Here is a 20,471-nt window from a genome sequence, read left to right as displayed (position 1 = left end):
TACTAGACAAAATAAATTTAAGGAGGAAAACGTTTGAATTTTATCTGGAAATACGTAAAAAAATACCCTGGTAAATTGCTGATCACCTTCATTGCTACCTTTGGGACGGCAGCAGTAATGATTGGTTTACCTACCCTATTAGCGCAAATGATTGATAATGCCATTATTACCCAAGATATCCCCCTGTTATGGCGCTATACATGGATAATGATGGGATTGGTGGTACTATCCCTCGTTTCACGGACGATCACCGCTTATACCGTTTCTAATATCGTCAATGACATGGTCATGAACATCCGAAACGATGCCTATAAAAAAATGCAAAACCTATCTCACCATGAGTTTCAAGAGTTGGGTGTGGCATCTTTAACGACACGTATTTCAACTGATGCCTTTGTGATTTTACAATTTATGGAGATGACTTTAAAACAAGGTCTAGTATCCCCTATGATGCTAGTTTTCTCGATCATCATGATCTTCTCCATTTCACCAGCATTAGGCATTTACGTGATTCCCGTTTCTATTATTATCATCTTATCTGTGATTTTTATCGCCAAATACACTTTGCCGATTTCTGAAAAACAACAGGCAAGTTTAGATAATATCAACCGGATTCTACGGGAAAATATTACTGGTTTACGTGTAATCCGGGCCTTCAATAATGAGCAATTCCAAGAAGGCCGATTTAAAGACGTTAACCAATCTTACAAGAAACAATCTGGTAAATTATTCAAAACCATCGCAGTTACACCGGCCCTATTCTCTCTATTATTGAATACCGTGATTATTGCGATCCTTTGGTTTGGAGCTGGTTTGATTGAGACTGGCTCTATGCAAGTCGGTATCATGGTTGCCTTCATCGAGTACGTATTCCACGCATTATTCTCATTATTAATGTTTGCCAACATCTTTATGATGTACCCACGTGCGGCGGTATCAGCGGGTCGTTTACAAGAAGTGATGGATATGCCAATTACAGTTGCTTCACCTGATCCACAAGTGGCGATTACTGAATCTGATGAATTTGGTACCCTAGAATTCCGTGACGTTGACTTTGCGTATCCAGATGCCTCTAAGCCCGTTCTACGGAACATTTCCTTTAAAACAAATCCTGGTGAAACAGTTGCTTTTATTGGGTCAACTGGATCTGGTAAATCAACGATTGTTAAGCTAATTCCTCGTTTCTACGACGTGAGTAAGGGTCAAATTTTAATTGACGGGATTGACGTTCGAAACTATGACTTGAATGCTTTACGGTCAAAAATTGGGTATACACCGCAAAAAGCCTTACTATTTACTGGGGATATCGCGGAAAACTTACGTTACGGTAAATTCAATGCGGATGAAATGGATTTTGACCGAGCGACTAACGTTGCGCAGGCTTCTGAATTTATCAACCGTTTGGAAACCAAATACGCAACCCATTTGGATGAAGGTGGGGCCAACCTATCTGGTGGACAAAAACAACGGTTGTCTATTGCTCGTTCAATTATTGCGGACCGAGAAATTTACATCTTCGATGACTCGTTCTCAGCACTAGACTACAAGACCGATGCTGCAGTGCGCCAAGCTTTAAAAGACGAAACACAGAATGCAACAACTATCATCGTTGCCCAACGTGTAAGTTCTATTATCCATGCTGATCAAATCATCGTTCTAGATGAAGGTGAAGTGGCTGCGCGCGGTACCCATAAAGAACTACTTAAAACGTCTGAACTTTACTATGAAATTGCATCATCTCAATTAAGTGAGGAGGAATTAAATCGTGGCTAATACAGAAATTGAAAAACGAGAAATTCCAACTAAGGAAATCTTAGGCAACCTATGGCGGTATATCAAACCCTATAAAGGCCAGTTCTTTTTGGCCATGTTTGCCACTGTTTGGATGAATATTGCCGGTGTTTTAGAACCGATCGTACTTGGTTTAGCAATCACTGAATTAACCAGTAATGTAGTAGATTTGATGAACCAAGTACCTGGTGCAGGTATCAACTATGAATACGTTGGTTACATTGCCTTGCTTTACTTTATCCGTGGTTGCTTCTTCTGGTCAGGTCAATACTTAGGTCAATATTGGCTAACAAACGTGGTGCAAAATGCTATATACGACCTTCGTAACGATGTTGCTAAAAAAGCCAACAATATGCCTGTTTCTTATTTTGACAGCCATCCAACGGGCGATATCTTATCACGGATGACCAATGATATTGATTCAATTACCAATGCTTTGCAACAGTCCTTTATTCAGTTCGTGAATGCGATTCTTGGGATTTCCTTTGCGGTTATTTCTATGTTCATTATCCAATGGCACCTAGCCTTAATTATTGTGACCACAATTCCATTGTCATTCATTTTTGCTAAATTGATTATCAACCAATCACAATCAGCCTTCCAAAATCAAGCGAATGCCTTGGGGAACTTATTTGGTTATACCCAAGAACAGCTGTCAGGTTTCACCGAAATTAAGGTCTACAGTCGTCAAGAGGAATCGGTGGCAGAATTTGAACGCCGAAACAAACAATTGCGGGATTACGGTTTTAAAGCTAGCTTCCTATCGTCACTAATGATGCCGCTACTGAATACGGTAAGTAACTTGGGTTACGTGGCCACTGCAATTGCCGGTGGTTTATATACCCTTGCTGGCAAGTTGACAGTTGGTAATCTACAAGCCTTAGTCCAATACGTGATGCAAATTACCCAACCGATTCAAATGTTGACCCAATTATCTGGTGTCTTACAATCAGCCCTAGCTGCAGCCCACCGTGTATTCGACTTCTTAGACGAGGAAAATGAGATCCAGGAAGAAGTTACCGGCCACCTACCTGCGAAAGTGACTGGTGCTGTTGAATTCGACCATGTACGCTTCGGTTACGACCCAGAGAAACCGTTGATGCAAGATATCTCATTCAAAGTTGAGCCTGGTCAAACAGTGGCCATTGTTGGCCCTACAGGTGCGGGTAAAACGACTTTAATCAATTTGTTGATGCGTTTTTATGACGTGGATGCTGGTGCGATTAAAATTGATGGTGTACCTACTAAATCAATGACGCGCGGAGAATTACGCAAGCACTTTGGTATGGTATTACAAGATGCCTGGTTATACACAGATACGGTCTTAGAAAATATTCGCTTTGGTAAATTGGACGCCAATGATTACGAAGTTCAAGAAGCGGCAGAAGTTGCCAACGTTGACCATTTCATCAACACCCTACCTGGCGGTTATGAAATGGAAATCAATGAAGAAGCTAACAATATTTCATTAGGGCAAAAACAATTGATGACCATTGCTCGTGCAGTGATTGCGGATCCAGATATCTTAATTTTGGATGAAGCGACGTCATCGGTAGATACCCGTCTTGAAAAACTGATTCAAGAAGCTATGAATAAGATTATGGAGGGCAGAACCAGTTTCGTAATTGCCCACCGTTTATCAACGATTCGTGACGCTGACTTGATTCTCGTTATGCAACAAGGGAATATTACTGAACATGGTACCCATGATGAATTAATGGCTGCAGACGGCTTCTACGCTGATTTATACAACAGTCAATTCTCAGAAGAAACACCAATGGATGTTTCAATGGGATATTCTTAATAAATGATACGCATATAATCGTACAAAAAAAATAGTGTTGGTGGAAAATGCACAATCATTTCCACCAGCACTATTTTTGTGTACAAGAAATTCATTTTAACACGCCCTTTTTAAGATGAATTTTGGAAAGGAATTACCTGCAGCCAGCAAAAAAGACGATAACAACTCGGTTATCGCCCTTTTGCAAGAATTACTAGTCAATAGATTCTATTTAATATTATTGGTTTCTGTGGTTACTTTGATATTGTCTTGGGCTAAATTGTAATTGATGGTTGCGGATGCCAGTTTGTAGCATAGGGCAAAAATCGGCACTGATAGTAACATTCCGGCTAGCCCGAAGAAAGCACCTGAAACGGTTACTGAGAATAAAACCCAAATGCCTGGTAGACCGACTGACCCACCAACAACTCGCGGGTATATGATATTCCCTTCCACTTGCTGGACTACAATAATGAAAATGATAAACCAAATGGCTTGTACAACATCAACAACAGCGATTAGGAAAAAGCCGACAACCCCACCCATGATGGCCCCGTAGATAGGGACCAAGGCCATTGCACCAGTTAGGACCGAGATCGATAAGGTGAATGGGAAGTTGAAAATGGTCATTCCTATAAAGACCAGTACCAGTAAAATAACGGCTTCAGTTACCTGTCCAGACACATATAGGCCAAAGGTTTGATTGGCTTCAGCACCTAAGTTAACGGTAAAATTGGCCCTGTGCTTAGGCATAGTGCCGTAAATAATCTTTTTAAATTGTCTAGTTAAGGTTTCCTTTTTAAAGAGGATTGAGGTACCAAAGATTATAGCTACAAAGGCATTAAAGACGCCATTCACAAGGTTACCAACAAGACTAAATATGGTATCCAAAATACCTGATGTAAATGATTGGACGATTGAGAACAATTGGTCTCTCAATTGGTTGGTGTCCACATTCAATTGGTTAACAGTTTCTAGTATTTCTGGATTGTCTGCAATATACTGGTTAATTTTGTTATAAAGTAAATTGATTTCCGCTGGTACTTGGCTAATAAATGATCCTAATGTTTCCTGTAAATCCGGTACTACTAGGAAGATAATAAAGGCAATCACCCCAGCGATGATCAGGTAACCAAATAATATCCCCACGATTCTATACCAAGTGTAATATTTCCCAACTAACTTAGTCATATGTTTCTCGAAAAATTTCAAAGGTAAGTTCAGGATGAAGGCCAACGCTGCACCTAATAAGAAAGGCAAGGTGACAGAAATAATTGAATCAAATATCCCTTTAATGGTCCCAAAATTATTGATTGCCCAGTAACCGACAATCACAACAAACAACAAACTGACAATTCTTCGCCATGTAAATTTCTTCTTCACTATTCGCCTCCTTTCTAATATTTCTTGATCCACAACTCATTGATGTAGTGGTTCTTTTCTTTATGAATGACAATATTAGCTCTATTGCGTGTTGGTAAGATATACTCTTGCAAGTTAATCAAGTTGATATTGCTCCAAGTATGCTCTGCTCTCTCCATGGCCTTTTCATGGGGCACTTGGGTAAATTGATAGTAGAAGTCATCCGGGTGATTAACGGCCTGGTCAACTAAGAGGTTGAATCGTTGGTAGAACCATTCTTCGATTTGCTTTTCATCTGCATCAACGTAGACGGACAAATCCCAGAAGTCACTCATATAAACCGTATTATTCTCTGATGTTTGTAGGACATTAATCCCTTCAACAATTAGGATTTGAGGGTTGGACAATACATTCTCCTCGTCCTCTACAATATCATAAACGGAGTGGGAATACTTTGGATAATAGATTTCACTTTTATTGCTTTTCACATCTGTTAAGAAAGTTTCCAAGGCCTCCATGTTATAAGATTCTGGGAACCCTTTACGGTCCATTAACCCTTTTTCTTCAAGCACTGCATTTGGGTATAAAAAACCATCTGTAGTCACTAATTCGACGTTTAAATTAGGATAGGCTTGCGCTAAAAAAAGCTTCAGCAATCGAGCTGTTGTACTTTTACCAACTGCTACCCCACCGGCAATGCCAATAATAAAGGGCGGGATTTCTCCAGTGATGCCGAAGAAATTGGCCCGCTTTCTTTCTAGGTTCTTATAATTTTCACGGTAAATGGCAATCAATTGGGTTAAAGGTTTGTATACTTCGTTTGCGTCTTTTAAAGATAGGGAATCGTTTAAAGATGTTAGCCGGTCCAATTGTTCATTGGTCAGCTTGATTTCAAACTCTTCGTTTAAGTCTTTTAAGTATTGATTCCATTCCATTCGTTCAATAATATAATAGTCTCTATTTACTTGCATACTTACTCCAAACTAGCTGGTTATTTAACCTGCCAAGTGATTTCTGTTAAACAGTGGGCCTTGTCTTCACTATCAATAACATGTTGCGAGTTGAATGTATCCCCTGACTTTAAATCTTCAGATACAGCTGAAACGTCTGAGTGAACGGCCCCTTCTTGGTGCAAATACATCTCTTTCTCATAGGCAACAGTGAAACTTGTTGGTGTATAGTTTTCAAACCATTCCATACCTAGTGAATTGGTAATCCAACGTAAATAGATGGTATTGTTCACGTGATTATTCAAATCAATATCTAAGAATTTTACTTCAAACCGGTCTACTTTAGATTCAACCGCGACTTCCTTACTTAAACGTTTACGGCGAATTGGACGTTCTTCTTTTTCAACTTGGTACCATTGAGCTACAATTTCTGGGATGCGGACTATTGACCGTTGATTTAAATCGATTAAGGCAAATGTTGTCTCGGCTTGGGCTAAAACTAGACCGTCACTTGTTTTCAAGGCGTAATGGCGCTTGCTGAAAAACTTGTTATACGTCGTTGCCTCAGTTTCTGCAATGATATCTTCGTTGTATCGTGGTAAACGATTGATGTCTATTTGATTTTGCGTGATGATCCAAGCCCACCCCTCTTGGCGAAAACCTTCTTTCGCTTCTGGAATCGTCGCTTCTTGATTATTGGATGCAATCAACATGATATCCAAGATTGCAGGAAGTGTCATCTCACCTAATGCATTACAGTGGTAGTGACGCACTTTGACTGACTCTTGATATAATAAACCCACTCTTTTACCTCCTTGAACTTTCGAAGTTAGTTTTGTACCCTAACTTCTACATAACATACCCTTCATTATACGGATATTTGGCTTTTTTAGCTAGCAAAAAAGCCTTCACCAGGCTCCCTTGACCCACTCTCTTATGAGGGGATTTGTAATTGTCCATAACTACTGTAGAAATGCTTATAAGCTAAGTAAACAGCAATCATAGAGGTGATTGCAGAAGTTGCAATCATCATAAAATAAATCAAGATCTGATACATAATCGCACTCAAAGGAACTGCACCTGCTAGCATCATCCCTGTCATCATACCTGGTAGCAAGACTAATCCGACTGTTCTCGCTGTATCAATAGTTGGTTGCATTGCCCCTCTAATTGCTTCTCTGACAATACCTGTAGAAGCCAATTTAATAGACGCACCAAGGGCCAATTGTTCATTGACTTCCTGTTGTGATTTGGCGAATTCGTTATTCAAATTTCTGAAAGCCAATCCGATAACTGACATGGCATTTCCCACTAACATTCCTGTGATTGGAATAATTTGCGCTGGTACAAATTGAATAGAGCCTGAAAATACTAAAACGAGGATTGACGTCACTACTCCACCAATAATGGCAATTAAAGAAATTTTGAAGGCATTGGGAATCTTGTTGGCTCGTTTTCCTGCATTATAAGCCGCGTTGACAATCATAAAAATCATAATGATGGCCGTTACGATAACTGAATCGATTTGGAAAATGTATGTCAGCACGTAACCGATGATGACCAATTGAACGACCATTCGAAGCATGGCCCATAAGATATCCTTTTCCAACCCCAATTTTTCTTTATAGGAGATCAAGACCGCGATAATCACTAGAATAAACGAAAAAGCTAAAGTTGTTGGGGTTGTTGTTAATGCATTAGTCATTTATAACACGCTCCTCAATTGTCATTTCTTGGTTGGCAATATGGAAGATTCGATTAGGTTGGATAGACCCGTCTTGGATATGACTCACCCATATAATGGTGACCCCATGTTTGGTTTTATAATCCAGTAAAATCTGCCATACCAATTCGCGATTGCCCTCGTCTAATGATGAAGTAATTTCATCTAGTAAGAGGACTTTAGGTGGAAAAATCAGATGTCTGATTAAACCAATCCGCTGTTTTTCCCCACCGGATATTTTATGAATCGATTTGTCGAGTGCGATATGGCTTAAGCCAAAAGCTTTCATATAAGACAATACAAGCTTTTCGTCAAAGTCTTGATCGCGAGCTTCAAAAACCAATTCAAAGTTATCACGGATGGTTTCGCCGAATAATAGTGGATTTTGGGCCACATATGAAATGTTTTGTCGGTAAGTTTGATAAGCTACTTCTTCTAGTGGCTGGTCTAAGTAGGCAATTTCACCTGAATTTCTCGGAATAAGCGCTGCAATTAAACGCAACAAGGTACTTTTTCCGCTTCCAGAAGGTCCTTCAACGCGAATCATTTCATTAGCATATATAAAAAAAGAAATGTCTTTTAATAGGGCCTGGTCGCCTGATTGAAAGGTCACCTGATCAAATTTTACGATAGTTTGCATGTTGATAATCCTCCCTTGGTTTGCATGAACATTTTATCATATTCACAAGTGGTATCCAACGATTCCTCAGTTAATCTTTAAAACATTTGAAGAAATTACAGAAATCCCCTTAAAAAACACCAAAAAATTGCTTTCAAGAAACAATACGTTATAATAAAACTAACAAATTTCAAGATTAATGGAGGCGTCAAAAGATGAAACTAACAATTACACCAGCAGCGCAAGGATACTTCAAAAATGACATGGGATTGTCCTCGGGTAGCCAAGTAGGATTCCATAGTCGCGTCTACGGTAAAACGGCTGTCCATGAAGGATTTTCGGTTGGCTTATCCGTAGAATCGCCAGACGGTGCCCTCTTAATTGACGAGACAATTGACGGTATCCAATACTATATTACGGAAAATGATGACTGGTTCTTCAATGGCTACGATTTTGAAGTCGACTTTTCTCCAGAAGAAGAAAATTTTATTTATCGTTTTATTGAACAATAAGCAACTTTCTTATACTATATAAGTAGTAAGTGGCAAAATTTCACATATCTATCCTACCTAAGTACATGAACCCAAAGCAGAAAAAAGGAGTGTTTCTATATGAATCCGATTAAAAATTTATTTCTAGCAGCAGTAGGTGGCACACGATTAACTTATGAGAAAGCCGATGAAGTGTTAAAAATCCTCATTGAGAAAGGACAAATTTCTGTAGCTGAAGGTAAGTCATTAAGTGAAGATATTCAACGGGTAGCTAAGGGCCATGCAGAAAGTTCAAACACATCAGATCCTTTAGACCAAACCTTGTCTGAACGCATCTTAGCCCTACAAACACAAGTCGAAAATTTAACCCAAGAAGTCCAATCATTAAAAGGGACAAACACTGAATCTGGGGATGAAGATGCCACAGGAGACGTCATTCAATAATTTTAGATTATATAGCGATCAGATGAGGCTGAGGCACTTTTGCCCAGCCTCATCTGCCATATACAGTTTTTTAATAGGACTTGCTTTGAATTGACGGTGATAGCATGCAAAGAGAGAGTAGTCGTTTCCGTGAAATCGTCTCTATATTAGGTAGGTACGGGTTCGGTGAGATACGATATCGACTAAAAAAGAATGAAGAAGACGATCGACCTAGAGCGCTAAGACAAGCTTTTGAAGAATTAGGCCCTAGTTTTATTAAGATTGGACAAATCTTGTCGACTAGAAGTGACCTCTTATCGACAGAATATTTAGTAGAATTAGAAAAGTTACAAGAAGATACCCTGCCCATCCCTTACGTGGTTATTCAACAAACGTATTTTGAGTCTGTGGGCAGGCATATTGAGGATGATTTTGCTACCGTCAACAAGAAACCTATGGCTTCAGCCTCAATTGCCCAAGTCCACCTGGCCCAGATGAACTCTGGTGAGCAGGTCGTCCTAAAGGTTCAGCGACCTGAAATTGAAGACCAATTGATTCGCGATTTAAATATTTTTATTCGGGTTGTTGAAGCCATCCCATCAATTTTTATTGATGTCATTATCAACCCGGTAGAAATTTTAAAAGATATTAAAATCCAGATATTAGAAGAGATTGATTTCCTCAATGAAGCCCATAATATGTTGCTATTTGCAGAAAATCACAGACAACGGACGACCATTTTGAACCCGATTCCTCATTTAAGTCTGTCGACCAAAAAAGTGTTGGTGCAAGAATATATTGATGGCATTTCAATCGGTCGCCATTTTGCCTTAAAAGAGGAAGGCTATGACCTCAATGATCTAGCCAGCAAGTTCGTCCTGTCCTACTTGTACCAAGTGTTTGACGATGGCTTTTATCACGCTGACCCCCATGCCGGTAATATCATAATTAAAGACGGGAAGATTGTTTTTATTGATTTTGGTGCAATGGGGAAAATTTCTCCCGGCCAAAAACAGCTATTGGTTGAAATCTTGACTTCTTTAGTCAGTAAAGATATCGATGGTTTAGTCAACGTCTTGCTACAAATTTGTAAGCCGAATAAACCTGTAGACAAGGTCGTTTTATATCGGGATATTGAAAGCTTGTTCAATCGCTACCTAACCACCGGGATGGAAGCCTTAGAAATTGACGATATCTTCCAAGACCTGCTTAAGTTTGGTCATAAACACGGACTGACCTTCCCCTCTGAATATATTTTACTAGAGAAAACCATTGCCATGGTTCAAGGAGTTGCACAAAATTTAGACCCTCATCTAGATTTTATGGCTATCTTTCAGTCGTTCTTCTTGTCTAGTGGCACCATTACCTGGGAAAAATTTTTAGACCCGAATGCTCTTGGCCGAGAAGCCTTTAGGACTTTGAATACCACTAGAAGGATGCCAACTAAGATAGAAAATTTAGTGGACAACATCAATAACGGTCGTTTGAATGTACGACTAACTTTTGAAAATATAGATGACCGGATACGAGACATTAACTCAATGATTAACAGAATTATTTTTGGGGTAATTCTATCCGCCCTTATCTTGGCCTCCACGTTGATTATTACTTCAGCACAAACCTATTATGCAGAATTGCTGGGAATTTTCTTTTTCGTCATTACAGCGCTTATTGGATTGATCCTTCTGATATCCATGCTTCGGGCCCGAAGGAAATAGCGTCCCTGAATTTGCTACGATTGAAATAGCCACAAAAACAGGCGATATGCCAGATGAGATTTCATTTCGCATACCGCCTGTTATTTTTAGTTAGCTTATCCTATTCTATAAAATAGGCCCCTCATATTTTATTTGAACAAAGGTAAAATCGAACAACCTATTAATTCAGGTCCAGTATGTACCGCTAAGGCTGATCCCAGTTGTACGTCGTAGGCTTCTTCAAAATCCGGTAAAGCATCTTTAAGTTCTTCCAAAAGCTTGGCAGATGTCACTCTAGCATCCGGATTACCGCCACAAGAAGCCAATAAGAATGCTTGGTTTTCAGGAACAACACCCTTCACTAAATCAACCATCTTCTTCATGGTTTTGGCTTCATTATTGGTTTTTGAAGCACGGATTTTAGCGATTGTTGTATAAATCCCCTCTTCATCACAAGTGATGATTGGTTGAATATTTAATAAGGTACCCACTGCACCAGTCACCCGTCCAATTCGGCCACCGGCAATTAGATATTTTAAGTTCGGAATATGGAAAAATACATGACCTTTTTCAACTGAATCCTGTAATTTCTTGGTAATCGTTTTGAAGTCATTCTTCATTTCGAAGTATTTTGTTGCAGCGATCATGAATAGACCTGAACCGATACCAATGTTTTTAGTATCTAAAAGGAAAAACTCCACCTGAGGAAAATCTTCCGCAATTAAACGAACCGAGTTATTAGTACCAGAAAGGTTTGATGAAATGGTAACAGCGATAATATGCGTACAACCTTTTTCAATTAAGTTTTCAAAGGCTTGAGAAATCAATTCACCACTTGGTAGGGAGGTTTTCGGGATTTCCGATGCCATGCGCTCAAATACTTCTTGTGGTTGAATAGTTACCCCATCCAAGTAATCGCCATCATTAAAGGCTACCTTTAAAGGTAATACTTCGATTTCAAATTTGTCGACAAACTCTTTGGGGACATCTGAACCAGAGTCCACAATAAAACCTATTTTTTCCAATTAATTACCTCCAACTATAAGGGTTATGCTTCTGTTTCTATCTCTGTGATATCTTGATCTACAAAAGAAATGAATTTCTTTGCAAACAATAAATTAGTGATTGTTTCGCAAGCCAAATAGATAATATACTTATCAAAATCTTTTGGATCTGAATAGTCTGTTTCAATTTCGTCATCAACGGCCACTTTTAAATATACATGCCCTTTTCGTTTGATGGTCATTTCTAATAAGGCACAGAATTGATCGTAGGCGTTTGAATTGCCTTGTGACTGTGCTAGAAAAATCAATACACGACGGATGTCTTGAATTGAAATGACTTCTTTAAATAAGGTAATGACAATTAAATACGCGATATGTCGTTTATTGTAATGTCTCTTGATTGGCTTTGGAATTAATCCAAGTTTAACATAGTTATTGACCATTGAAGATGTTACTGGTTTCTTATCTGAAGAAAAAATTTGGAATGGTTCTAAATACTGGGTTACAACTGCAATGAGTTGATCCATGTATAAAGGAATATCTGTAATTTCTTCCCATCTTGGCATGTTGACGTCGTCTAAACTTTTGACCCAGTTTTCAAATTCTATTTGTTTTTCCACTTATACTCACCCACTATTTCATTATACCTGTATTATACCATAAAGTTATCATCACCATGAACAATAGTTTTTGAAACGAGGTGTTTTATTTTGAATTCGAAAAATACAGTATTATCATTCTCGTTTTCGGTTTCTAAATGACCATTTTGGCCAGTTAATACGGGCCTTTTGCACATTTTCTTTTACTTTATCATCTAGAGGCGTTTCTCGGCTAGCTTCCTTTGCTTTGTTCCGCTCAGCATCTTGACCCTTTTTCGTTTCTATATCTGCCATGGCAGCTTGAAAATCGGGGTCATTTTGCCCGCGTTGCAGTCTCTGTCCGTATAAATCTTTCATCAATTTACGGACCGTTCGTGGACTGACCTCTTCACCGTTAGCTTCTGCTGTGGCGATAACAGTCAGGACTTCGATGTACGACATGGCTAGGGCTGTGGTGATGATTGAGGCAGTTGTGCCTGAAATCATCCCACCTGCCACAGACCCGATACCTGGGATAAATTTCACCAAGTTAGAAACAATCAGGCGTCCTAGATAGGTCGCTGATCCTGTTCCACCAATAGCCCCTAAAATTCCTAAGGTAGTCGTTCGGTCCATGGAAATGCCAAATATAGCTGTAATGTGGGCCATCATGCCTATTTGCATGGGTACGAGGACGGTTGCATCGGAAAAAGGAATGGGGGTGAATCCAACACCAAAGGTTGTGACAATATATCTTCGCGCCCAACGTCGCGCTGCTCGACCCTTTCGTTCAATATCAATCTGTTGGGCATTATTAAAAGCTGTGTGGACTTGATGAGGTAATAAGCCAAAAGTTCTTTCAACAAGCTCTTTTAGACCGTAGGCGGGGATGATAAATTCGTCTGTAATCTTATAATCCTTAGCCATTAAACGGATAACGGCTTGAACGGGTAGATTTTGATTGACTAGGTACTGCTCAAAATTCAAGGCCTGTTCACCAACTGACTGGGTTAAGACTAAGATAACAGGTATCTTACTAGCCAAATACTCAATCAAACGAATCTCCATATCTTCCATTCTTGAAGATGAGGCATTAATACAGTAATAGGCCACGTGCATGTGTTCCTGGTTTTGAACCATTTCTGCTAGTGTCTCATCAATTTCACCTGTCACTTGCATTTGGGTTTCCGTATCCAGCTCCAACCCTCTTGTATCATAGAGGACCATTGGCACACCCTCTTTTTCGATTTTACGCAAGTGTTTGGTAATCGGTTGACCAATACCAGTTTCCGCTAACTTTTCCCGGAAGATACTGTTGATTAATGTTGATTTTCCAACGCCTGTTTTCCCAACAACCAAAATATGTACTTTTTCAATTTTTTCAATTTCTTCTTGCGTTTTCTTGGTTAATTCTCCAGCAAGAGACCAATCCATATTTCTCGCCATATCCGCTCACCTCAACTATTTTTATTCATATATATATTTTATCAGATAGTTTTTAAATTAGTATTAATTGAATTGGATTTCCAAAATTACCTCATAGAATATGCTATACTACATGTGTAAAAAACACATCCTACCAAAGGAGGAAAATGATGTCTGCTAGTTCACGTAGTCAAGAAAAAATCAAATTACCTTATACGAAAGCTTATTATATCACGAACGAGGTCCTGAATTCAGTGACACATGGTATTGGCTTTGTCCTTTCAATTGTTGCCACCGTTTTTCTCATCCTTAAAGGTCTTGAAAACCAAAATAGTATCGAAACTTTTTCATACGTGATGTACGGCATCTCTATGTGTGCCCTATACTTGGCTTCAACCTTATACCATAGCTTTTCTTTTACCAAAGCTGCGGGTATCCTGAAAATTATCGACCATTCATCGATTTTCATTTTAATTGCTGGATCGTACACCCCCTTTGCCTTAGTCGCTATTGGTGGTGCCTTTGGGTGGTTTATCTTTATTGCACAATGGGCCATCGCCCTATTTGGGATTATCGGTAAAATCCTCTTCCTAGATAAGATGAAGAAGTTTTCCACCCTTTTATATATTTTGATGGGCTGGTTTGGTGTTATCGCTATTCCTCAAATGGCTACAGCTATCGGTTCTGGTGGTATCGCTTGGCTAATCGCCGGCGGGGTAACTTATACAGTCGGCACTATCTTCTACGCCCATGATAACTTGAAATTCTGGCATGTCATTTGGCACTTATTTGTACTCGGTGGTTCAATCGCGATGTACTTCGCCGTCTTATTATATGTGTAAGAATGAAATGATTTATATACGAAAAATAAAATACCAAACAAAGTTTAGTAGTCCTGCTACTCAACTTTGCTTGGTATTTTTTATTTGCTTTGTAAATATTTTAACCGGTGCCTAGATTTATAAAATTCGTATTTCAGATTCAAGAATTTTTCGCAGTCTAACAAGATATCAAAGAGCATAGACCGGGTTTCAAATTCATTTCGGCTTTGTGGTAAAGGTTGCTTTCTAAACCGTGACTTTAATTGGTCCAATTCATTCCGAAGTTTGGCCGCTGTATTAGATTCCGACAATTGTTGACTAACATGTCGAAAGAAACCACTCAAGTCATAAGTCTGATCAGTTAATTCATAAATATTATCCAAGGAATTGTTGATATCATAGAGGATAATCAGTTGGGTCGACCGCATGGAAAAATAATTCAAATAGTAATTTTGGACATCTCCAGTGATATTATTCTCAGCTTCCTTCAATGCCAGGAATTCACCGTGCTTCGCCAGTTCGTAAGCCTGGTTGATATGTTCATACAAGAGGGGGTCCTCATGGTTAGGGGTATCCATTTTGTCAGCGAGTTGATTTAAAATGACTTGCATTTGCCCTTCAATTTCACCTTTCAACTTGTCCATCTCGCCACTGGCTGATGTCTGATACAAATTAACAATTACTGCAATCCCGACACCGATCACTAATAGAAGCATTTCATTGACCCACCAATTAAAATCAGAAGCTTGTTCAAGCAGTAAGTGGGAAATAAATACGGCACACGGGGCAATGGCATTGTCACTCTTGAGGTAGACAGAAACGGGATAAGTAATCAGTAGGTAAAGTGAAAACACCCAAATTTCATAACCAAAAAGATTAAATAATACGGTGGCAATCAACAAACTTAAAATCATTGTTAAGGTCAAGTTGCCGATGTATTGGACAGTTTTCTTACTGGTTTCTGCTAGGGAGAGGATGGCTATAACACCGGCTGATACCGCATAATCTAGGCCCAACCATTGGGCTAAAAATATGGCAATAAAAGTAGCCACGGCATATTTTGCACTCTTAATCGCTACACGCATTTAATCGCTCCTTTAACTTCATTCATGGCTATTTTAGCATATAATCTGAAAGCTATTTAATGAAAACGTACCACATCAACAAATTTCTAAAAATGTGCGCAAAGATAATGAAATATGGTAGAATAGTGTAAGCGAGTAAGATCACATTTTTAATAAATTTATAAAAGGAGCAAAAAATGATTTTTAAAGTAACTTATCAAGATTCATTGACTGAAGTACCACGTCGTGAATCAACACACACTATGTATGTCCAAGCTGAAACTAAACGTGAGGTTCGTGCCCATCTAGAGAATGAAACCCCCTATCTAGTAGAGTTTATCCAACCACTTGAAGGTGCGCATTTAGAATACGAACAACAAAATCCAGACTTTAAAGTTGTGGAGCTTTCTAATTAATGAAAGTTGATATAAAAAATAATGAAGTTGGCGTTTTCGCTTTCGGGGGATTAGACGAAATCGGTAAAAACTCTTATGGAGTCCAATTTCAAGACGAAATTTTATTATTAGACGCTGGGGTTAAATTCCCAGAAGACGATTTGTTAGGTATTGACTACGTTATCGCTAACTACCAATACTTAATTCAAAACGAACAAAAAGTAAAAGGTTTATTCATCACCCACGGTCATGAAGACCATATCGGGGGTATTCCTTTCTTACTGAAACAAATTAACATTCCGATTTATGCTGGCAAATTAGCCATGGCTCTAATCAAAAATAAATTAGAAGAACACGGTTTATTACGTGACGCAGAATTACATATTATCGATGAAGACTCTGTGATCAAGTTTAGAAAAACATCCGTATCTTTCTACCGCACGACCCACTCTATTCCTGACGCAATGGGGATTGTTGTAAAGACCCCACCAGGAAACGTGGTATTTACCGGTGACTACAAATTTGACTTCACCCCAGTAGGTCAACCTGCTGATATCCATAAAATGGCTAAAATTGGTGAAGAAGGCGTGCTATTGTTACTTGGTGACTCAACAAACGCTGAGATTCCAGGTTTTACCCAATCAGAACGTGCTGTTGGTGAATCATTGGCAGATATCATGTCAAGTATTGAAGGTCGAATTATCTTCGCCTCATTCGCTTCAAATATTTCCCGTCTATCACAAGCCATTGACGTGGCTGTAGCCCAAGGTCGGAAAATAGCTGTCTTTGGTCGATCTATGGAAGCTGCCATCCGAAACGCTATCGAACTTGGCTACTTCAACGTTGGTGAAGATGCCTTCATCCAAAGTAATGAGATCAACCAATACCCAGCAAATGAAATCTTAATCATGTGTACAGGTTCTCAAGGTGAGCCCATGGCGGCCCTATCTCGGATTGCTAACGGTACCCACCGTCAAATCTCTATCCAACCCGATGATACTGTGATCTTCTCATCTAGCCCAATCCCAGGTAACACCTTATCTGTAAACCAAGTGATCAACCAATTGCTTGCTGCAGGTGCGGAAGTTATCCATGGTAAGGTAAACAATGTTCATACTTCAGGACACGGTGGTCAGCAAGAACAAAAATTAATGCTGTCATTGATGAAACCGAAGTACTTCATGCCAGTCCACGGTGAATACCGTATGCTATCTATCCAAGCGGAGCAAGCTGAATTAGTTGGTATTCCACACGACAACATCTTTATCATGCAAAACGGTGAAGTCTTAGCTTTAACACAAGACTCTGCTCGTCGTGCAGGTAGCTTCCCTGGTGAAGCAGTCTACGTTGATGGTAAAGGTATTGGGGATATTGGTAACATTGTTTTACGAGACCGTCATAACCTTTCTGAAGACGGTTTAGTTCTAGCAGTTGTATCTGTTGACTTTACTAAGAATGAGTTACTCGCTGGTCCTGATATCGTTTCTCGTGGTTTCATTTATATGCGTGAATCAGTTGGTTTAATCCAAGATGCACAAAAAGTAATCCGTACCACTGTTATCGGTCATCTAAATTCTGGTAAGAAGGTTAACGAAAAAATCTTACGTGACGCTATGCAAAATGCTCTACAACCATTCTTGTATAAACGTACTAAACGTAACCCAATGATTATGGCAGTCGTAATGCCTGTTTAATCAAGATTATTCATAATAAAAAATAAACCTGCGATGTTTAACTAAGTTAGCTTTCATCGCAGGTTTTTGCTTTTCTGTTATCAGTAATCTATTCAACCAACTGGTTTTGGAAGGCGTATATCGTCGCTTGGGTCCGGTCTTCCACCCCAAGTTTGGACAAAATATTAGATACATGGGTTTTGACAGTTTTCAAGGTGATGAACAATTCGTCAGCAATCTCTTGGTTTGATTTACCAGCCGCAATTAACTGCAAGACTTCTCGTTCACGTGTGGTGAGGTCGTCATGAAGATGGTGGCGGTTGGCTTCAACTTCATGGGCAATCAGTTTTTCATTCACTGTGGGGGCAATGACAGATTCACCAGCATAAGTTCGGCGAATGGCTGATGCAATTTCACTGGCAGAAGACGTTTTTAAAATATAGCCCTTAGCCCCAGCTTCCATAGCTGGATACACCTTTTCATCATCAATAAAGGAAGTGATGATTAAAATATTGGCTTCTGGCCATTCAGCTAGGATTTCTTGCGTAGCTTGAATCCCATCCACATTGTCCATGACCAAATCCATCAAAATAATATCTGGTTGCAGGGATAAGGCCATTTTCTTGCCCTCTAACCCGTCTTTAGCCTCTCCTACTATCTTTAGGTCTGATTGGGTAGATAAGTAGGTAGAAACGCCTAATCTGACCATTTCATGGTCATCTACTAACAATACGCTAATCATACATTGCCTCCATTTTTCTTGGTATCACGATTTGTATCAAAGTTCCCTGTTTTTCAAAGGAAATAATATTGGTAGAGCCACCAAGCTGAGCCACCCGCTCTTGTATATTTTTCAGGCCATAACCACCAGTTTGTAGCAGTTCCTTATCGGTATCAAAACCTACGCCGTCATCCGAAAATCGCAAATAGATATTCCGATCTTTTTCATATAAATGACACTCTATAATCTGCGCTTTAGCATGACGTAAAGAATTGGATAATAATTCCTGAACGATTCGGAATAGGTGGTTCTCTACCTCGGGTAATAGCTGGACATCCGTTACGGAGGCTTCAAAGTTAATTTTAACCTTGGTTTCCAACTCCCTAAAGAGTTGTTCAATCCCCTCAGCAAGGCTTTGATTGGTTAAGGAAATTGGCCGCAGATGGAGTAGTAAGGAACGCATTTCAGCTTGTGCCTGGTCCACCATATCTGCCACCTTACCGATTAATTGCCGGTTTACAGGATTCATATTGTCCGCCTGCTCTTGAATGGCCGATAAAATCATGGTCATAGCAAATAATTGCTGACTCACTGAATCATGCAATTCCCGCGCAATCCGTTGTCGTTCCTCTTTGATTAGTTCGTTTCGGTTCATCTCATAAGTTGCCTCATCTGCCACCGTTTTGGCTTGTAAAGCCATTTCCATATTCTGAAACATGGCCCTCAACCGCTCGATTTGTGCATCCACTTGCTCGCTGGTATGGATGCCCGCACCTTCTTGAAAAATGGGTGAATCATATTTTCTAGCAGCCAAGGCAGTTAGCTTAGCCGTTAATTTATGCTCATCCTTGTATAGAAAGAAATACAAGACAAAGCTAGCAATCAATGAAATCATTATATTAATGACTAACAGATAAACGAAGGGCAGAGCCAACCGTGCTAATTCAAGATATGACCGATCGATATTTATGGTATTTGGTACAACTATGAGGAATAAATATACCCCAATCGCTAATGTCAAAAGGGATAACCATATAACTAGGAAAATAGTTAAAAAGCGACGGCTTCTCATAGAAAGACCACCTCAACTGTCCCCCAACCTTGAGAAACTTGCAAGTAAATTTTTCGGTTACTTTGCTGATAAGTAGCGCTCTCAAAGGTTTTGCGCTCGTTGTTTAGGGCCACTTTTTCCCCATTCCAATTGACTTCAGTACGAAAACCATTGGCATGTAATTCAAGACCTACCCCTTCAGGTACAACCAGTTTCGTCTGACCGATTAGTTGGTTAATTACGACCACATTGGTACCAACAGGGACAATTGTTGACCCGAAATCGATAAATGTATTGGCATATAGATGATACATTTCCACATCTTCCCAAGCGTATACCGCTTCCTTGTAAGGACCGTTGTTGAACAAGTAGTCGAATTCAAGGAAAGCTACCTTCTCTTGATCCTTATATGCACCCTCTTCAGCATCTACAATTTTGGTTTGTCGTAAGGTTAAGTCATGATGGTCATTTTCCGACTTGTCTCTCACAATCGCATAGTAGATCAAGCCAACAATCACCATAGTCAATAAAACACTTGAAATATATGGCAAAGTCACAATCCCAATAAAAATCAGAAAACACCCTGTGGCAACAAGAATTAAGTTTAACCAACTTTGTTTTTTCTTATCTGCAGTTATTTTTAATTTTACCCGGTTACTTACAGCTAATAGCCCGCAACCCACAACAATGGCAATCAAATTTTCTGGCTTAATTAATAAGCCGGTAAAAACAATCAATCCGGCAAAACAAGCTAAAATCATCCAAAGATTTCTCATAATGCCCTCCATTCTAATTATATACTCTAATCATACCACTTCTACATCTCACTATATATGACCATTTTATGAGAGCTGAATGCCTTTTACATTGGACCTAAGCCTTAAAGTTTACCATTACAGT

Annotated in this window: 20 protein-coding genes; 8 read left to right on the top strand and 12 right to left on the bottom strand. The window is 39.3% G+C overall.

What is annotated here, in order from left to right; genetic code table 11:
• Positions 1-33: 33 nt before the first annotated feature.
• A complete protein-coding gene (locus B2V22_RS00330) occupies positions 34-1,773 on the top strand; it encodes an ABC transporter ATP-binding protein (protein ID WP_290489800.1) in 1,740 nt (579 codons plus the stop codon).
• Positions 1,766-3,595: an ABC transporter ATP-binding protein gene (locus B2V22_RS00325; protein ID WP_290489799.1), complete on the top strand. Its 1,830-nt coding sequence runs from the start codon at positions 1,766-1,768 to the stop codon at positions 3,593-3,595. The genes B2V22_RS00330 and B2V22_RS00325 overlap by 8 nt, the downstream gene beginning before the upstream one ends.
• Positions 3,596-3,802: 207 nt before the next feature.
• Here B2V22_RS00325 and B2V22_RS00320 read toward each other — a convergent pair whose 3' ends face one another.
• The 5 genes from B2V22_RS00320 to B2V22_RS00300 all read right to left on the bottom strand — a co-directional run bounded on the left by B2V22_RS00320 (position 3,803) and on the right by B2V22_RS00300 (position 8,249).
• A complete protein-coding gene (locus B2V22_RS00320) occupies positions 3,803-4,957 on the bottom strand; it encodes an AI-2E family transporter (protein WP_290489798.1) in 1,155 nt (384 codons plus the stop codon).
• Positions 4,958-4,971: 14 nt separating this feature from the next.
• A complete protein-coding gene (gene coaA / locus B2V22_RS00315; RefSeq protein ID WP_290489797.1) occupies positions 4,972-5,907 on the bottom strand; it encodes a type I pantothenate kinase in 936 nt (311 codons plus the stop codon).
• A 20-nt stretch (positions 5,908-5,927) separates the two neighbouring features.
• The gene (locus B2V22_RS00310; protein ID WP_290489796.1) at positions 5,928-6,689 is read right to left on the bottom strand and encodes an acyl-[acyl-carrier-protein] thioesterase; all 762 of its coding nucleotides are present in this window, start codon (positions 6,687-6,689) and stop codon (positions 5,928-5,930) included.
• Between the two features lie 131 nt (positions 6,690-6,820).
• Positions 6,821-7,591 (bottom strand): ABC transporter permease, encoded by a 771-nt coding sequence (locus B2V22_RS00305; RefSeq protein ID WP_290489795.1) that lies wholly within the window; start codon positions 7,589-7,591, stop codon positions 6,821-6,823.
• Positions 7,584-8,249: an ABC transporter ATP-binding protein gene (locus B2V22_RS00300; RefSeq protein WP_290489794.1), complete on the bottom strand. Its 666-nt coding sequence runs from the start codon at positions 8,247-8,249 to the stop codon at positions 7,584-7,586. Before B2V22_RS00300 ends, B2V22_RS00305 begins: the two co-directional genes overlap by 8 nt.
• Positions 8,250-8,443: 194 nt before the next feature.
• Here B2V22_RS00300 and B2V22_RS00295 point away from each other — a divergent pair, with 194 nt between their 5' ends.
• From B2V22_RS00295 to B2V22_RS00285, 3 genes are all read left to right on the top strand, one after another.
• Positions 8,444-8,740, top strand: coding sequence for a HesB/YadR/YfhF family protein (locus B2V22_RS00295; protein ID WP_290489793.1), 297 nt, complete (start codon positions 8,444-8,446; stop codon positions 8,738-8,740).
• 99 nt (positions 8,741-8,839) lie between these two features.
• On the top strand, positions 8,840-9,163 hold the full coding sequence (locus B2V22_RS00290; RefSeq protein WP_290489792.1) for a hypothetical protein: 324 nt from the start codon (positions 8,840-8,842) through the stop codon (positions 9,161-9,163).
• A gap of 104 nt (positions 9,164-9,267) precedes the next feature.
• Positions 9,268-10,860, top strand: a complete 1,593-nt coding sequence (locus B2V22_RS00285) for an ABC1 kinase family protein (protein ID WP_290489791.1) — start codon at positions 9,268-9,270, stop codon at positions 10,858-10,860.
• 128 nt (positions 10,861-10,988) lie between these two features.
• Here the strand turns inward: B2V22_RS00285 and B2V22_RS00280 are convergent, their stop codons facing one another.
• From B2V22_RS00280 to B2V22_RS00270, 3 genes are all read right to left on the bottom strand, one after another.
• A complete protein-coding gene (locus B2V22_RS00280) occupies positions 10,989-11,864 on the bottom strand; it encodes a DegV family protein (RefSeq protein WP_290489790.1) in 876 nt (291 codons plus the stop codon).
• 23 nt (positions 11,865-11,887) lie between these two features.
• Positions 11,888-12,463 (bottom strand): DUF1836 domain-containing protein, encoded by a 576-nt coding sequence (locus B2V22_RS00275; RefSeq protein ID WP_290489789.1) that lies wholly within the window; start codon positions 12,461-12,463, stop codon positions 11,888-11,890.
• Positions 12,464-12,577: 114 nt separating this feature from the next.
• Positions 12,578-13,867, bottom strand: a complete 1,290-nt coding sequence (locus B2V22_RS00270; RefSeq protein ID WP_290489788.1) for a YcjF family protein — start codon at positions 13,865-13,867, stop codon at positions 12,578-12,580.
• Positions 13,868-14,016: 149 nt separating this feature from the next.
• Between B2V22_RS00270 and trhA the strand changes: the two genes are divergently transcribed.
• Entirely contained in the window at positions 14,017-14,688 is a 672-nt protein-coding gene (gene trhA / locus B2V22_RS00265; RefSeq protein ID WP_290489787.1) for a PAQR family membrane homeostasis protein TrhA, read from the top strand.
• A gap of 80 nt (positions 14,689-14,768) precedes the next feature.
• Here trhA and B2V22_RS00260 read toward each other — a convergent pair whose 3' ends face one another.
• Positions 14,769-15,752 carry an aromatic acid exporter family protein gene (locus B2V22_RS00260; RefSeq protein WP_290489786.1) on the bottom strand — a complete coding sequence of 328 codons (984 nt, stop codon included), beginning with the start codon at positions 15,750-15,752 and terminating at the stop codon, positions 14,769-14,771.
• 176 nt (positions 15,753-15,928) lie between these two features.
• On the opposite strand from B2V22_RS00260, the gene B2V22_RS00255 reads away from it, so the two are divergent.
• Entirely contained in the window at positions 15,929-16,147 is a 219-nt protein-coding gene (locus B2V22_RS00255; RefSeq protein WP_003142522.1) for a DNA-directed RNA polymerase subunit epsilon, read from the top strand.
• Positions 16,147-17,820: a ribonuclease J1 gene (rnjA, locus tag B2V22_RS00250; protein ID WP_290489784.1), complete on the top strand. Its 1,674-nt coding sequence runs from the start codon at positions 16,147-16,149 to the stop codon at positions 17,818-17,820. The genes B2V22_RS00255 and rnjA overlap by 1 nt, the downstream gene beginning before the upstream one ends.
• Positions 17,821-17,908: 88 nt before the next feature.
• On the opposite strand, the gene B2V22_RS00245 is transcribed toward rnjA, so the two are convergent.
• From B2V22_RS00245 to liaF, 3 genes are read right to left on the bottom strand one after another with little or no spacing between them, the layout of a single operon-like run.
• Positions 17,909-18,541 (bottom strand): response regulator, encoded by a 633-nt coding sequence (locus B2V22_RS00245; protein WP_290489783.1) that lies wholly within the window; start codon positions 18,539-18,541, stop codon positions 17,909-17,911.
• Complete coding sequence (locus tag B2V22_RS00240) at positions 18,534-19,592, bottom strand: sensor histidine kinase (protein ID WP_290489782.1); 1,059 nt, start codon at positions 19,590-19,592, stop codon at positions 18,534-18,536. The genes B2V22_RS00245 and B2V22_RS00240 overlap by 8 nt, the downstream gene beginning before the upstream one ends.
• Entirely contained in the window at positions 19,589-20,347 is a 759-nt protein-coding gene (gene liaF / locus B2V22_RS00235) for a cell wall-active antibiotics response protein LiaF (protein WP_290489781.1), read from the bottom strand. The genes B2V22_RS00240 and liaF overlap by 4 nt, the downstream gene beginning before the upstream one ends.
• Positions 20,348-20,471: the final 124 nt, after the last annotated feature.

The organism is Aerococcus sp. UBA6277, assembly GCF_002440555.1.
In the GTDB taxonomy this organism is placed as follows: domain Bacteria; phylum Bacillota; class Bacilli; order Lactobacillales; family Aerococcaceae; genus Aerococcus.
The sequence above is the reverse complement of the archived record's forward strand: the minus strand, read 5'-3'. Positions and strand labels throughout refer to the sequence as shown.

What these genes read in the sequence shown, in the direction of transcription:
- coaA (WP_290489797.1), bottom strand. Translation starts at nt 5,907, where the DNA reads ATGCAAGTAAATAGAGACTATTATATTATTGAACGAATGGAATGGAAT.
- B2V22_RS00305 (WP_290489795.1), bottom strand. Translation starts at nt 7,591, where the DNA reads ATGACTAATGCATTAACAACAACCCCAACAACTTTAGCTTTTTCGTTT.
- B2V22_RS00300 (WP_290489794.1), bottom strand. Translation starts at nt 8,249, where the DNA reads ATGCAAACTATCGTAAAATTTGATCAGGTGACCTTTCAATCAGGCGAC.
- B2V22_RS00295 (WP_290489793.1), top strand. Translation starts at nt 8,444, where the DNA reads ATGAAACTAACAATTACACCAGCAGCGCAAGGATACTTCAAAAATGAC.
- B2V22_RS00290 (WP_290489792.1), top strand. Translation starts at nt 8,840, where the DNA reads ATGAATCCGATTAAAAATTTATTTCTAGCAGCAGTAGGTGGCACACGA.
- B2V22_RS00285 (WP_290489791.1), top strand. Translation starts at nt 9,268, where the DNA reads ATGCAAAGAGAGAGTAGTCGTTTCCGTGAAATCGTCTCTATATTAGGT.
- B2V22_RS00270 (WP_290489788.1), bottom strand. Translation starts at nt 13,867, where the DNA reads ATGGCGAGAAATATGGATTGGTCTCTTGCTGGAGAATTAACCAAGAAA.
- trhA (WP_290489787.1), top strand. Translation starts at nt 14,017, where the DNA reads ATGTCTGCTAGTTCACGTAGTCAAGAAAAAATCAAATTACCTTATACG.
- B2V22_RS00260 (WP_290489786.1), bottom strand. Translation starts at nt 15,752, where the DNA reads ATGCGTGTAGCGATTAAGAGTGCAAAATATGCCGTGGCTACTTTTATT.
- B2V22_RS00255 (WP_003142522.1), top strand. Translation starts at nt 15,929, where the DNA reads ATGATTTTTAAAGTAACTTATCAAGATTCATTGACTGAAGTACCACGT.
- rnjA (WP_290489784.1), top strand. Translation starts at nt 16,147, where the DNA reads ATGAAAGTTGATATAAAAAATAATGAAGTTGGCGTTTTCGCTTTCGGG.
- B2V22_RS00245 (WP_290489783.1), bottom strand. Translation starts at nt 18,541, where the DNA reads ATGATTAGCGTATTGTTAGTAGATGACCATGAAATGGTCAGATTAGGC.
- B2V22_RS00240 (WP_290489782.1), bottom strand. Translation starts at nt 19,592, where the DNA reads ATGAGAAGCCGTCGCTTTTTAACTATTTTCCTAGTTATATGGTTATCC.
- liaF (WP_290489781.1), bottom strand. Translation starts at nt 20,347, where the DNA reads ATGAGAAATCTTTGGATGATTTTAGCTTGTTTTGCCGGATTGATTGTT.